This is a genomic window from Gallaecimonas kandeliae (genome assembly GCF_030450055.1).
Classification (GTDB): Bacteria; Pseudomonadota; Gammaproteobacteria; order Enterobacterales; family Gallaecimonadaceae; genus Gallaecimonas; species Gallaecimonas kandeliae.
Genome location: NZ_CP118480.1, coordinates 3,777,651 through 3,791,249 on the forward strand (window position 1 = coordinate 3,777,651; position 13,599 = coordinate 3,791,249).

The following is a 13,599-nucleotide window of genomic DNA, read 5'->3' on the forward strand; positions in this document are numbered from 1 at the left end:
TTCCTAGCTTCCTCGAGAAAGAGTTCCGAATGTTCCATACTGGAGACCTATGCCATGTCCATCAATTCAGATTCCGGAATCTTCAGCAATGCCTCTCGCAAAGGCTGATACAGGCTCATTCCCAACTCCGTTAAGTACTGCCGGTTCTGCTCCAGACCAACTGATAGTTCACGCATGTAATAAATTGCCTTTTTGTCCCTGTCTCCAAGCGCCTTCTCTAGGCCAGCCGCCCTCAATGAAGAATAGGCCAACATGACATTGCCAAAAGCATGGTAGCCAGTCAGAAGCAGGAAGAGCGGTCTTTCCTTGTCCTTCAATGGCGAATAAACGGTAGGAGCATCCTCGGTTACCAGAGATTCCAGACAAAATGCCAAGTTGAAGTATTGATGGGAGCACTCATGAATCAACATTTCAAGCGTTTCAAAGGGAGAAGCGGGGCAGGCAATCTCTATGGCACCGAAACGATAACGAATAGAGGCACTTGCCAAAGTATCTGCAGCCGGCCTTTGGATTGGAACAACCTCGTGCAGGACATTCCTTATCCAGTGTCCATATTGAGGTACATAGCGGTCAGCCAACGCCAAGGCCTCTTGGACCTGGGCAACCATGCCTTCGCCTTCGCCTTCGCAAGGACAATTAACCGCGTCCACCCAATATGACCAAAAGTCCTGATTCAAGCTCCCCAAAGTCCCGTAACCCACTCGCGATGGTTCTATCACGACTTCATCTTGGCTGGTGGTACCGATCAAACGCCCCCCTACATACTGGCGCTTTACAGCCATAACCGTAGAGCCATCCGTATCCAACACCTCTAGGCTATTCTGACAAGCGAGGGCCCGATAGTGCCCGGGAGGTAAAATCTTGCCTTGCAGGAGTAGGCCGCTCCTGCATTCAAAGTCCATGGATAAGTCGTCGATAAGGCCGGTCAAATAGGCAGTCAGTAAAAACTGGGTCCTGAGTTCAAGTACGGTTTCCCAATCAACTGAATCCAGCCCAAATGCCTTCAACAGGCACCCCACTTCCGGCCGCCAGAAAGGTTTGCCAGGGTCGACCCGCTCCAACTGCAATAAGGCATCGGCGATAACTACATCCTCACCACCTTGGAACTGCCGCAGTAACTTTTGGATCTTGGCTCCCGCCTTCTGCAATTGGTGTGCAGAAAGCAACCCTACGAGCTCAATGTTGTCTTCATCGGACACAGGTAACGAAAACTGGGGTATTTCAGCCACGGCTATGTTTCCTTACTATACATGGACACGCAGAATTTCATTGCCCTTATCTACAACTTGGACAATGTTTGTATTTAGGCCATCTCGGGCAGAGTAAGTGGGCTCCTTGGAAAGGACGTCACTCATTTCTTCCAATGTAAGTCCTTTATCGGACAAGTATTGAGCAATAGAGGTATGAATAAAGTCCATTGTCTTACAGAAGACCGTCTTATCCTTGAACCCCTCAGCCTTCTTATAGCGATTGAACAAGGCTCCTCCCCGGCAGGATCGGTACCACTCACACCCTTCACAAGCATCCGGCTTTTCGTCAACGGCCTTTATTAATGATTGCCAAAGTTCCGAGTGGAGGAATTGGTTAAGGGAGGTATTAAAGATATTAACTTCCTTGTTCAGCAGGGTACCATCCAGTGACAGAATATTGTCATCGACTCCCAACTGTCCTTCGCTGCTGACATTGATTATATTGTGCTGCATGGCCTTATGCTCATCGACACGCCCTGCATATTGTTCCGACATCAGCATCCCAAATATTCGATTAAGAGTGTTTATGTAGAGCTTTCCACCCTTCTGTTGGGTGGACCAGTAATCTATTACGCCCTTGAAATAATCTATCCACTTATCCTGCTGGGACAAAATATTGCTGTCATGACCTTCTCTTGGAAAAAGAAGGTCAAAATTATGAAGGCCAAGCTCCTGGTGCATATGTTTAACCAGCTCGGCACCGTTGTAATCGACGTTAGCGACACAAAGAGCCCCCGTAGATGGGATCCTTCCCTGCTTGGCTGCATCCGAGAGGATACGTATCCCTCTCACCGTCTCCTCATAACTGCCCTTGCCATTGTGATCGATTCTATTCTTATCATGTATATCTTTAGGTCCATCGACACTGACACCAACATGAACCTGATATTTTTCAAATATATTTACCCACTCATCATCTATTAAAGTGCCGTTTGTCTGGCACATTAATTTTAAAGAGCAATAAGGAGAGAGTCCATCAGATAGAATCTTGCATATTTTCTCAAAATGGCTTTTTTTCATCAGTAATGGCTCGCCTCCATGCAACCCTATATTTACCGATTCAAGTCCAACATCATCGATGGCATTCTTTACAAAAACAACCAGCTGCTCCACAGTCGAAGTTTTAATAACTGCAGTGTTCTCCTTGTAGGTATCCATTTCCTGAAAGAAGAAATAGCAGTATCGACAGGCTAGGTTACATCTCTCTGATATTTTCAGAACGATATCTATTCCCTTCCGTGGCGCCGGCATAAAAAACTCCTATTCTTTGAATTTATTAATTCTTACTGTCATGTCGCGAACAGACCCTGACGTGTCCTGCCGATAGATGAATAGATCATGGCAAGCAACACCCCATTCCTTAGGTATCACGCTCACCCCATGTTTTCTGACATGGGGGCAGCCATAAAAAGGTATGGACAAGCGCCATACCTTTAAAAATAAAGACACTCTACAAATGTCTTAGAGTTGTGACTTTTCGGCACCAGTTGACAGGTGGCCAGATGCATGGCCAGAGCCATGGGCAGAACCGTGGATCATGGCGCCGCTGATCATTTCCAGATGCTCTTCCCTCAATTCAACGATTTCATTTTGCTTCTCAGAAGAGACGTTCAGGCGCTGAGCCAGTTTTTCTTGCAGTTTCATAACATTCCCTTTTTTGATGAGTTTAAAGATACCGACACTCCATAAGACGGCAACAAAACGCTAACAACCAAGAGAGTCAGGTGTCAACATTGGATCACAAAATAACCTATTGTTTCGCAACTCGTCGTACCTCACGATACCGATAAGGGGATCATCCCACGCCAAATAGCCATACAGACGTCCACACAGCAACATGATGTCAGGATCCTTCTACGATGCTCAGTCCAGCCAGGCCCCACTCCCTTGTACGCTTAGCATGGACAAGCGGGCCGGTACCGACGACTCTTGCCCTGGGCTGCTCCCCCCTCGTGATGGGGAACCAGCAAAAAATAGCGTTGTCCGAGCCACCATGAACTTCCTGGCCCACCTGCATATTGCCGACCATTGCGACAGCAGCCTGCTGGGCAACCTGCTGGGCGACTTCGTGAAGGGGGAGCCCCAGGCGCAGCTGGCGCCGAAACTGGCGGCCGGGGTGATGCTGCACCGCTTCGTGGACTCCTACAGCGACAGCCATCGGCTCACCCGGGCCGCCAAGGAGCTGTTCCCGGGCCGGGCCAGGCGCTTCTCGCCCATAGCCCTGGACATGTTCTGGGACCACTGCCTGGCAAGGCGCTGGGCCGATTTCCACCCAGAGTCCCTGCGCGCCTTCTGCCAAAATGCGGAGCTGCTGATCCAAGGTGAGCACAGTGGCGACTTACCGCCCCGCTACCTGCAGGTCTCGGCCAGCATGTGGCGAAACCGCTGGCTCGAATCCTACCGGGACTTTGCCACCGTCGAGCTGGCTCTGGAGCGCATGTCGGGGCGCAGCCCCAGGATGGCCGAGCTGGTAACTTGCTTCCCTTACCTGGAACAAGGGCGTTGTTTCCCAAATCCGGTGAACCAATCCGCCTGACTGTGATCCGATCCCCGACGTATCGATGGGGAACAGCAGATGGGTCAGGCTAAACGCACTATCACCAATTGGGCAGACTACAACCGCGCCTTGGTTAACCGAGGCTCATTAACCTTCTGGATGGATGAAGCGGCTACCCGCCATTGGCATTGCCAACAGCATCACGGCGGTCGGGGTCGTGGTTTCGAATACAGCGACACCGCCATCGAGACAGCGCTGATGCTCAAGGGCCTGTTCGACCTGCCGCTGCGTGCCTTGGAAGGCTTTATCAACTCGCTATTCCAGTTGATGGAACTGCCGTTGACCTCGCCCAGTTACAGCTGCATCAGCAAGCGCGCCAAGACGGTCAACATCCGCTACCGCCTGCCCAGCAAGGGCCCAGTTGCCCACCTGGTTATCGACGCCACCGGGCTCAAGGTCTAAGGCGAAGGGGAGTGGAAGCAACGCAAGTACGGCAAGGAGAAGCGCCGTGTCTGGCGCAAGCTACACCTGGCCGTCGATGCGCAGACCCATGAGGCTATCGCCGCCGAAGTCAGCCTGGAAAACGTCGGTGATAGCGAGGTACTGCCCGGCCTGCTCAATCCTCTGCGCCGCCGTATCGACCAAGTCAGCGCCGACGGGGCTTACGACAGCAGAGCCTGCCACCGGCTACTGCAAAGAAAAGGCGCCAAAGCCAGCATCCCGCCTCGCAAGACAGCGGGGTACTGGGAGCAAGGTCACCCAAGGAACGAGGCAGTGGCGGCGCTGAAAGCCGGGCAACTGGCCGAGTGGAAAAGGGAAAGCGGCTATCACCAACGCTCAAAAGCGGAAACGGCTATGTCGCGATACAAGCAGCTCATCAGCCCGAAGCTGAGTCTGCGCGACTACAACGGCCAAGTGGCAGAGGCTTTGGCTGGGGTGAAGGTGATGAACAAAATGCTGGGCCTCGGCATGCCTGTTCGCCAGGTCAGTTAAGGGCAGCAAGCCCTTTAGGAGCAGGCTTTCCAGGCTCTGATTTGATCAACAACGCCTGGAACAAGGCTATGACCGGCTTTGGCAGCTCTTTGGCGAGCTCTACCCAGAGGTGTTGGCCGCCGCCAGGGAAAGGGCCCTGGGTGGGCTCGGCAGCACAACGAATGAACAAAATAGATAACTCCCTGTCTCTATACGCATAGCTTCACCCTAGTTCCCAATACCTAACAGGTGATTTTGTTTATGGACAAACTAAGAAAAGCCTTATTGATTGGCATGGCAATGCTCCTCACCTCGTGCAGCAGCAGTAGGCGTTGTTTCCCAAATCCGGTGAACCAATCCGCCTGACTGTGATCCGATCCCCGACGTATCGATGGGGAACAGCAGATGGGTCAGGCTAAACGCACTATCACCAATTGGGCAGACTACAACCGCGCCTTGGTTAACCGAGGCTCATTAACCTTCTGGATGGATGAAGCGGCTACCCGCCATTGGCATTGCCAACAGCATCACGGCGGTCGGGGTCGTGGTTTCGAATACAGCGACACCGCCATCGAGACAGCGCTGATGCTCAAGGGCCTGTTCGACCTGCCGCTGCGTGCCTTGGAAGGCTTTATCAACTCGCTATTCCAGTTGATGGAACTGCCGTTGACCTCGCCCAGTTACAGCTGCATCAGCAAGCGCGCCAAGACGGTCAACATCCGCTACCGCCTGCCCAGCAAGGGCCCAGTTGCCCACCTGGTTATCGACGCCACCGGGCTCAAGGTCTATGGCGAAGGCGAGTGGAAGCAACGCAAGTACGGCAAGGAGAAGCGCCGTGTCTGGCGCAAGCTACACCTGGCCGTCGATGCGCAGACCCATGAGGCTATCGCCGCCGAAGTCAGCCTGGAAAACGTCGGTGATAGCGAGGTACTGCCCGGCCTGCTCAATCCTCTGCGCCGCCGTATCGACCAAGTCAGCGCCGACGGGGCTTACGACAGCAGCGCCTGCCACCGGCTACTGCAAAGAAAAGGCGCCAAAGCCAGCATCCCGCCTCGCAAGACAGCGGGGTACTGGGAGCAAGGTCACCCAAGGAACGAGGCAGTGGCGGCGCTGAAAGCCGGGCAACTGGCCGAGTGGAAAAGGGAAAGCGGCTATCACCAACGCTCAAAAGCGGAAACGGCTATGTCGCGATACAAGCAGCTCATCAGCCCGAAGCTGAGTCTGCGCGACTACAACGGCCAAGTGGCAGAGGCTTTGGCTGGGGTGAAGGTGATGAACAAAATGCTGGGCCTCGGCATGCCTGTTCGCCAGGTCAGTTAAGGGCAGCAAGCCCTTTAGGAGCAGGCTTTCCAGGCTCTGATTTGATCAACAACGCCGCAGCAGTATGCCAATCAGCACCATGCTCATGATGGTAAGAACGAACCCGCTGGATATTGATCCGCAACAACTGGTTGTGGCGGTACGGGCACCCGACGGGATAGATGTTCGGGGAGGCGATGTCGTCTTAGACTTCAATTTTATGACTGACGACCCAAAAGTCAGTTTCAAGCACCGCTTTTTCGTCAAAGTGAATAAGAACTATGTTGTCCCGGAAGAGTTGAAAGAAGAGACTTCTGAACACCAACACCTCATCATCCTGCAGTTGTCCCCAGAGGATGCGTTGACCATGCACAAGGCGCAGCAGGCCGTAAAAGATTATCGCCTTAACCACAAGGGTGGCGCCGGCAGCATGGACCTGGAAGTTATCTCTGCGTGTCGTGATAAAAATTTTTCTTGGAAAAATTCAACCCTTAACGTTTATGCGAAGCTAAAGAAAGGGGACGATTTCTCTCTCTTTTTTGAAAACTTGAACGTCACTGAATTAAATAGTGATTTGCAAAGCAATATCGCAAGCATCCCCTATTGTGCTGAAGGGTGATTTAGACCTTGACCTCAATTTACGTTAATCCTTTAATACTAAAGAGCCCGCCAAATGGCGGGCTCTTTCTGATCGGGTTTGTTATTCCACAGTGACAGATTTCGCCAGGTTACGAGGCTGATCCACGTCGGTGCCCTTGATGATGGCGACGTGGTAGCTCAGCAGCTGCAGCGGCAGGGTGTAGAGGATGGGAGCCAATACGTGGTCGCAGTGGGGCACCGCCAGCACCTGCATGTTGGCGGCGGGGCTGATGGCGGCGTCCTTGTCGGCGAAGACGTAGAACTCGCCGCCCCGGGCCCGCACTTCCTCGATATTGGATTTGAGCTTCTCGACGAGGTCGTTGTTGGGGGCGACGACGATGATGGGCATGTCGGCATCGATCAAGGCCAGGGGGCCGTGCTTGAGCTCGCCGGCGGCATAGGCCTCGGCGTGGATGTAGCTGATCTCCTTGAGCTTCAGGGCCCCTTCCATGGCGATGGGGTACTGGTCGCCGCGGCCAAGGAAGAGGGCATGGTGCTTCTCGGCGAAACGCTCGGCCAGGGCCTCGATCTGGCCGTCCAAGGTCAGGGCGCTCTCGATAAGGGCAGGCAGCTTGTGCAGTGCGCGGGCGATCTCCGCCTGCTGGTCACGGCCCTGGCCCAGGGCGGCGGTGAGCAGCAGCAAGGCGGTGAGCTGGGTGGTGAAGGCCTTGGTGGAGGCGACGCCGATCTCGGCGCCGGCGCGGGTCATCAGGGCCAGGTCGGACTCGCGCACCAGGGAGGAGCCGGGCACGTTGCAGATGGCCAGGCTCTTGCTGTAGCCGATCTCCTTGGCCAGGCGCAGGGCGGCCAGGGTGTCGGCCGTCTCGCCGCTCTGGGAGATGGTCACCAGCAGGCTGTTGGGCCTGGTCACGGATTTCCTATAGCGGAACTCGGAGGCGATCTCGACGTTGCAGCTGACGCCGGCGATGTCTTCAATCCAGTAACGGGCCGTCATGCCGGCGTGGTAGCTGGTGCCACAGGCGACGATCTGCACGTGCTGGATGCCGGAGAGATCCCCTAGCTCTTCCAGGTTGAGGCTGTCGCCCACCAGGCGGCCTTCCAGGGTGTTGCGGATGGCGATGGGCTGCTCGTGGATCTCCTTGAGCATGTAGTGGCGGTAGGGGCCCTTGTCGCCGCTGTCGTGCTTGAGATCGGTCTCGGCCGCTTCGCGGACCACGGGCCGGCCCTCCGTATCGAAGATGTTCACCTCATGGCGGGTGATCTCGGCCACGTCCCCTTCCTCCAGGAAGGAGAACTTGCGGGTGACCGGCAGCAGGGCCAGCTGGTCGGAAGCCAGGAAGTTCTCACCTATGCCGAAGCCGATCACCAGGGGGCTGCCGGAACGGGCCGCCACCAGGCGCTCGGGGTCCGCCTTGTCCATCACCACCATGCCGTAGGCGCCGTGCAGCTGCTTGACGGCGGCCTGTACGGCGGCCAGCAGGCTGGGCGCTGTCTTCAGCTCGTGGTGCACCAGGTGGGCTATGACCTCGGTGTCGGTCTGGGAAGTGAACACATAACCCAGGGCCTTGAGGCGCTCGCGCAGCACTTCGTGGTTCTCGATAATGCCGTTGTGCACCACCGCCAGGGTTTCATGTGAAACATGGGGGTGGGCGTTGGCCTCGGAGGGCACGCCGTGGGTGGCCCAGCGGGTGTGGGCTATGCCGGTGCCGCCCGTGAGGGGGGCCTCCACCAGGGCATCGGCCAAAGCCTGCACCTTGCCGAGGCGGCGCACCCGTCCCAGGTTGCCTTCGCTGTCCAGCACGGCCACGCCGGCCGAGTCATAGCCGCGGTACTCCAGGCGCTTGAGGCCTTCCACCAGTATGTTTGCCACGTCGCGCTGGGCGACGGCACCAACGATGCCACACATGTCGTTACTCCTTGACGGTGGCGCAGAGCACTAAGACGCCCTGCGCTTCGATTTGTTGTTTGGCCGCCTGGTCCAGGCGGTCATCGGTAATGAGGGTGGAAACCGCCCCCCAGGGCAGCTCCAGGTTGGGGATCTTGCGGCCCAGCTTGTCCGCCTCGCCCACCACCACCACTTCGCGGGCCACCTCGGCCATGACCCGGGACAGGCCCAGCAGCTCGTTGAAGGTGGTGGTGCCGCGGGCCGGATCGATGCCGTCGCAGCCGATGAAGAGTTGGTCGAAGTCGTAGGCCCGCAGCACCAGCTCGGCCACCTGGCCCTGGAAGGCTTCGGTGTGGGGGTCCCAGGTGCCACCGGTCATCAAAAGGGTGGGCTCGTTTTCCAGCTCGCGCAGGGCCTGTGCCATGTTGAGGCTGTTGGTCATCACCACCAGGCCGCGCCTGTCGTTCAGAAAGGGGATCATGGCCGCCGTGGTGGTGCCGAAATCCATGATGATGCGGTTATGGTCACGGATGCGCTCGGCGGCGAGCTGGGCTATGGCCTGCTTTCGTTTCGAAACTTCGGTGACGGCCTGCTGGGCCACCAGGTCCGAAGGCAAGGGCACGGCACCACCGTAGCGGCGCAGCAACAAGCCGTTCCTTTCCAGTTCCGCCAGGTCCTTGCGGATGGTGACTTCCGAGGTGGCGAAGTGGGTGGAAAGCTGATCGACCGAGACTTCCCCTTGCTGTTCAAGGAGATGCAGTATGGTGTGCCGGCGCTGCAGGGTGTTTCGCTTGGCCATCTGAAAGCTATTAAGTTTCGAAGTGAAACGTATGCTAGCAAAACGCTACATAATGACCAATAAAAAAGCGGCTCAAAAGCCGCTTTTCTTTATTTCTTCTTCACCGGCCGCTGCCAGCCTTCGATGTTGCGCTGCTTGCCCCTGGCCACGGCCAGCTCGGCCTCAGCCACGTCCTTGGCGATGGTGGAGCCGGCGCCGACGGTGGCGTTCCTGCCTATGGTGACGGGGGCCACCAGGGAGCTGTTGGAGCCGATGAAGGCGCCGTCCTCGATACGGGTCAGGAACTTGTTGGCGCCGTCATAGTTGCAGGTGATGGTGCCGGCGCCGATGTTGACGCCGGCGCCTATCTCGGCGTCGCCGAGGTAGCTGAGGTGGTTGGCCTTGGAGCCCTGGCCCAGCACCGCTTTTTTCATCTCCACGAAGTTGCCCACATGGCTGTCGTCCTTCATGACGGCGCCGGGGCGCAGCCTCGCGAAGGGGCCCAGGGTGCAGTTGGCGCCGACGCTGGCGCCGTCGATCAGGGTCTGGGCCTTGATATGGGTGCCGTCGCCGATGGCGCAGTCCTTGAGCGCACAGCCGGACTCGATGGTGACTTGGTTGCCGATGCTGACCTTGCCCTCGAAGATGACATTGACGTCCACCATGACGTCTTCCCCAACGCTGACCTCGCCGCGCACGTCGACCCGGGCAGGATCACGCAAGGTGGCGCCGGCCAGCATCAGTTGCTCGACCTGGCGCTGCTGGTAGGCCCGTTCCAGGGCGGCCAGCTGGACGCGGTTGTTGGCCCCTTCCACTTCCATGGCGTCAACCGGGTGGGCTGTGGCGATGGCTTTACCCTCACCATGGGCCATGGCGATGATGTCGGTCAGGTAGTACTCGCCCTGGGCGTTGTTGTTGGAGAGGCTACCCAGCCAGCGCTTGAGGTCGCTCGCTTCGGCGGCCAGTATGCCGGTGTTGACCTCGTTGACGGCCAGCTCTTCGGCATTGGCGTCCTTCTGCTCGCGGATGCCCACCACCAGGCCGCCCTCACGGAGGATGCGGCCATAACCGCAGGGGTCGGGCAGGGTCACGGTCAGTAAGCAGAGGCCGCCTTGCTCACGCTTGGCCAGCAGGGCCTTGAGGGTCTCGGCACGGATAAGGGGTACATCGCCGTAGAGCACCAGCACCAGGGCGTCGTTCGGCACCGATGGCATGGCCTGGGCCACGGCATGGCCTGTGCCCAGCTGCTCGGCCTGCAGGGCCCAGTCGACGGCTTCGCCGGCCAGGCGCTCGCGCATCAGCTCGCCGCCGTGGCCGTAGACCAGGTGGATGCCCTTGGCGCCCAGCTCATGGGCGCAATCGATGACGTGCTTGACCATGGGCTTGTGGGCCACGGGGTGCAGCACCTTGGGCAGGGCGGAGCGCATGCGGGTGCCTTTACCCGCGGCGAGGATGACGATGTGCAGATCCATGGAGCATGACCTCTCTTAAACAGGCGGGCAGCATAGCGAAAAACAAAAAGGCGGCCAAGTTGGCCGCCTTTTTCATTGGGGATGTGGTTATCGAACCACGTTCTTCTTCAAGAGTTCCAGCAGGCGCAGCTTGGCTGTCGCCTGGGCCAGCTCGGCCATGGCTTCGGCATAGTCGAAGTCATGGGTATGGGCAGTCAGCTGGGACAGGGCATGCTGACGGGCCTCTTCGGCCGCGTCGGCATCGATGTCCTTGCCGCGGAGCACTGTATCGGCCAGCACGGAAACGCCATTGGGTTGAACCTCAAGGACGCCGCCTGACAGATAGAGCAGCTCTTCATCGCCAAACTGCTTGACCATACGCAGTACACCGGGCTTGAGGTGGGTCAGCAGCGGCGCGTGGCCGTACATGATCCCCAAATCGCCCCATTCGCCGGAGACTTGGATACTCTCAACGAGGCCGGAGAAGATCTTCTTCTCGGCGCTCACCACATCCAGTTGTATCGTCATAGCTGCCATGAGCTCCTCCTATTAGAGCTTCTGGGCTTTTTCGATAGCTTCGTCGATGCTACCAACCATGTAGAACGCCTGCTCGGGCATGTGGTCGAACTCACCTTCCAGGATACCCTTGAAGCCACGGATGGTGTCTTTCAGGGATACGTATTTACCCGGAGAGCCGGTGAAGACCTCGGCCACGAAGAAGGGCTGAGACAGGAAGCGCTCGATCTTACGGGCGCGGGCCACGGTCAGCTTGTCGTCTTCGGACAGTTCGTCCATACCCAGGATGGCGATGATGTCCTTCAGCTCTTTGTAGCGCTGCAGCACTGTCTGTACGCCACGGGCCACGCCGTAGTGCTCTTCACCCACAACCAGGGGGTCCAGCTGACGGCTGGTGGAATCCAGCGGATCAACGGCCGGGTAGATACCCAGGGAGGCGATCTGACGGCTCAGTACCACTGTCGCATCCAGGTGGGCGAAGGTGGTGGCAGGGCTGGGGTCGGTCAAGTCATCCGCAGGCACGTAAACGGCCTGTACTGAGGTGATGGAACCTGTCTTGGTGGAGGTGATGCGCTCCTGCAGGACACCCATCTCCTCGGCCAGGGTCGGCTGGTAACCTACTGCGGAGGGCATACGGCCCAGCAGTGCGGATACCTCGGTACCGGCCAGGGTGTAACGGTAGATGTTGTCCACGAACAGCAGTACGTCACGGCCTTCGTCACGGAACTTCTCGGCCATGGTCAGGCCGGTCAGGGCGACGCGCAGACGGTTGCCCGGCGGTTCGTTCATCTGGCCGTATACCAGGGATACCTTGTCCAGTACGTTGGACTCGGACATCTCGTGGTAGAAGTCGTTACCTTCACGGGTACGCTCACCGACACCGGCGAACACGGAGAAGCCGCTGTGCTCGATGGCGATGTTACGGATAAGCTCCATCATGTTGACGGTCTTACCTACACCGGCGCCACCGAAGAGGCCGACTTTACCACCCTTGGCGAAGGGGCAAACCAGGTCGATAACCTTGATGCCGGTTTCCAGCAGCTCGGAGCTGTTGGACTGCTCTTCGTAGCTGGGGGCGCCGCGGTGGATGGACCAACGCTCTTCTTCGCCGATGGGACCCTTCTCGTCGATGGGGTTACCCAGTACGTCCATGATACGGCCCAGTGTCTGGGTGCCAACAGGTACCTGGATGGGCTCCTTGGTGGCGACGATGGCCATGTTGCGCTTCAGGCCCTCGGAAGGACCCATGGCGATGGTACGTACCACGCCGCCACCCAGCTGCTGCTGGACTTCGAAAACCAGGCCGTTCATGTCGTGGCCTTCGGCTTGAAGTTTCAGGGCTTCGTATACCTGAGGTACAGCGTTCTGCGGGAACTCCACGTCCACCACAGCACCGATGACCTGTACGATCTTACCTGTACTCATGATGTTTCCTCTGAATATGAATTCGGATGCATGCCTTAAACGGCTGACGCACCGGCGACGATTTCGCTGAGTTCCTGGGTGATCGCGGCCTGACGGGCCTTGTTGAACACCAGTTGCAACTCGTCGATAAGGTTGCCTGCGTTGTCGGTAGCCGCCTTCATGGCCACCATCCGTGCTGCCTGCTCGGAAGCGAGGTTCTCTACCACGCCCTGATACACCTGGGACTCCACATAGCGTTTGCAGAGGGTGTCCAGCAGGTCGCGGGGTTCGCCTTCATAGAGGTAATCCCAGCGATGGGCGTAACTGTCGTCTTCGGACTTGGGCAGAGGCAGCAGTTGGTCGATCGTCGGCTCCTGCTTCATGGTGTTGACGAATTCGTTGAACACCAGGAAGAGGCGGTCGATACGACCCTCATCAAATGCTTTCAACATGACCTGAACTGAACCTATCAAGTCAGCCAGGGCTGGCTCGTCCCCCAGACCACTGGTCTGGGCGAGCATGTTGCCACCGTGACGTTTGAAGAAGGCAGTGGCCTTGGTGCCGATCACGGCAAAGTCCACTTCTACGCCCTTCTCACGCCACTGTTTGACATCAACCGTGACTTTCTTGAGCAGGTTGGCATTCAGGCCGCCGCAAAGACCCCGGTCGGTCGAGACCACGATATAGCCCACCCTTTTGGCCTCGCGCTCATCCACGTAGGGATGCTTGTACTCGAGGTTGCCTTGGGCGATATGGCCGATCACCGAACGGATGGCCACGGCATAGGGACGGCTCTGGGCCATGCGCTCTTGCGCACGACGCATCTTGGATGCCGCCACCATTTCCATGGCCTTGGTGATCTTCTGTGTGCTCTTGACGCTGGCGATCTTGCCTTTAATTTCTTTAGCGCCGGCCATAATGCTTTACTCCGTTAGCTAACGGGGGGC

At 57.5% G+C, this 13,599-nt stretch carries 12 protein-coding genes and 1 pseudogene; 4 read left to right on the forward strand and 9 right to left on the reverse strand.

Annotation, left to right across the window (positions count from 1 at the left end):
* Positions 1 to 47 precede the first annotated feature (47 nt).
* The 3 genes from PVT67_RS18535 to PVT67_RS18545 all read right to left on the reverse strand — a co-directional run bounded on the left by PVT67_RS18535 (position 48) and on the right by PVT67_RS18545 (position 2,894).
* Positions 48 to 1,229 (reverse strand): aKG-HExxH-type peptide beta-hydroxylase, encoded by a 1,182-nt coding sequence (locus PVT67_RS18535; RefSeq protein WP_301496388.1) that lies wholly within the window; start codon positions 1,227 to 1,229, stop codon positions 48 to 50.
* A 15-nt stretch (positions 1,230 to 1,244) separates the two neighbouring features.
* A complete protein-coding gene (locus PVT67_RS18540) occupies positions 1,245 to 2,408 on the reverse strand; it encodes a radical SAM protein (protein WP_301496390.1) in 1,164 nt (387 codons plus the stop codon).
* Between the two features lie 303 nt (positions 2,409 to 2,711).
* Complete coding sequence (locus PVT67_RS18545) at positions 2,712 to 2,894, reverse strand: hypothetical protein (protein ID WP_301496392.1); 183 nt, start codon at positions 2,892 to 2,894, stop codon at positions 2,712 to 2,714.
* 349 nt (positions 2,895 to 3,243) lie between these two features.
* Between PVT67_RS18545 and PVT67_RS18550 the strand changes: the two genes are divergently transcribed.
* From PVT67_RS18550 to PVT67_RS18565, 4 genes and pseudogenes are all read left to right on the forward strand, one after another.
* Entirely contained in the window at positions 3,244 to 3,786 is a 543-nt protein-coding gene (locus PVT67_RS18550; RefSeq protein ID WP_301496394.1) for an acyl carrier protein phosphodiesterase, read from the forward strand.
* A 39-nt stretch (positions 3,787 to 3,825) separates the two neighbouring features.
* Positions 3,826 to 4,740: pseudogene (locus PVT67_RS18555) on the forward strand (IS5 family transposase).
* Between the two features lie 384 nt (positions 4,741 to 5,124).
* Positions 5,125 to 6,039, forward strand: coding sequence for an IS5 family transposase (locus tag PVT67_RS18560; RefSeq protein WP_301496396.1), 915 nt, complete (start codon positions 5,125 to 5,127; stop codon positions 6,037 to 6,039).
* Between the two features lie 64 nt (positions 6,040 to 6,103).
* Entirely contained in the window at positions 6,104 to 6,637 is a 534-nt protein-coding gene (locus PVT67_RS18565) for a hypothetical protein (protein ID WP_301496398.1), read from the forward strand.
* Positions 6,638 to 6,718: 81 nt separating this feature from the next.
* Here the strand turns inward: PVT67_RS18565 and glmS are convergent, their stop codons facing one another.
* From glmS to atpG, 6 genes are all read right to left on the reverse strand, one after another.
* Entirely contained in the window at positions 6,719 to 8,524 is a 1,806-nt protein-coding gene (gene glmS / locus PVT67_RS18570) for a glutamine--fructose-6-phosphate transaminase (isomerizing) (RefSeq protein WP_301496400.1), read from the reverse strand.
* Positions 8,525 to 8,528: 4 nt separating this feature from the next.
* Positions 8,529 to 9,302, reverse strand: a complete 774-nt coding sequence (locus tag PVT67_RS18575; RefSeq protein ID WP_301496402.1) for a DeoR/GlpR family DNA-binding transcription regulator — start codon at positions 9,300 to 9,302, stop codon at positions 8,529 to 8,531.
* Positions 9,303 to 9,391: 89 nt separating this feature from the next.
* Positions 9,392 to 10,753, reverse strand: a complete 1,362-nt coding sequence (glmU, locus tag PVT67_RS18580) for a bifunctional UDP-N-acetylglucosamine diphosphorylase/glucosamine-1-phosphate N-acetyltransferase GlmU (protein WP_301496404.1) — start codon at positions 10,751 to 10,753, stop codon at positions 9,392 to 9,394.
* Positions 10,754 to 10,840: 87 nt separating this feature from the next.
* Complete coding sequence (locus PVT67_RS18585) at positions 10,841 to 11,269, reverse strand: F0F1 ATP synthase subunit epsilon (RefSeq protein WP_301496406.1); 429 nt, start codon at positions 11,267 to 11,269, stop codon at positions 10,841 to 10,843.
* A gap of 12 nt (positions 11,270 to 11,281) precedes the next feature.
* A complete protein-coding gene (atpD, locus tag PVT67_RS18590) occupies positions 11,282 to 12,673 on the reverse strand; it encodes a F0F1 ATP synthase subunit beta (protein ID WP_301496408.1) in 1,392 nt (463 codons plus the stop codon).
* Between the two features lie 35 nt (positions 12,674 to 12,708).
* A complete protein-coding gene (atpG, locus tag PVT67_RS18595; RefSeq protein WP_301496410.1) occupies positions 12,709 to 13,569 on the reverse strand; it encodes a F0F1 ATP synthase subunit gamma in 861 nt (286 codons plus the stop codon).
* Positions 13,570 to 13,599: the final 30 nt, after the last annotated feature.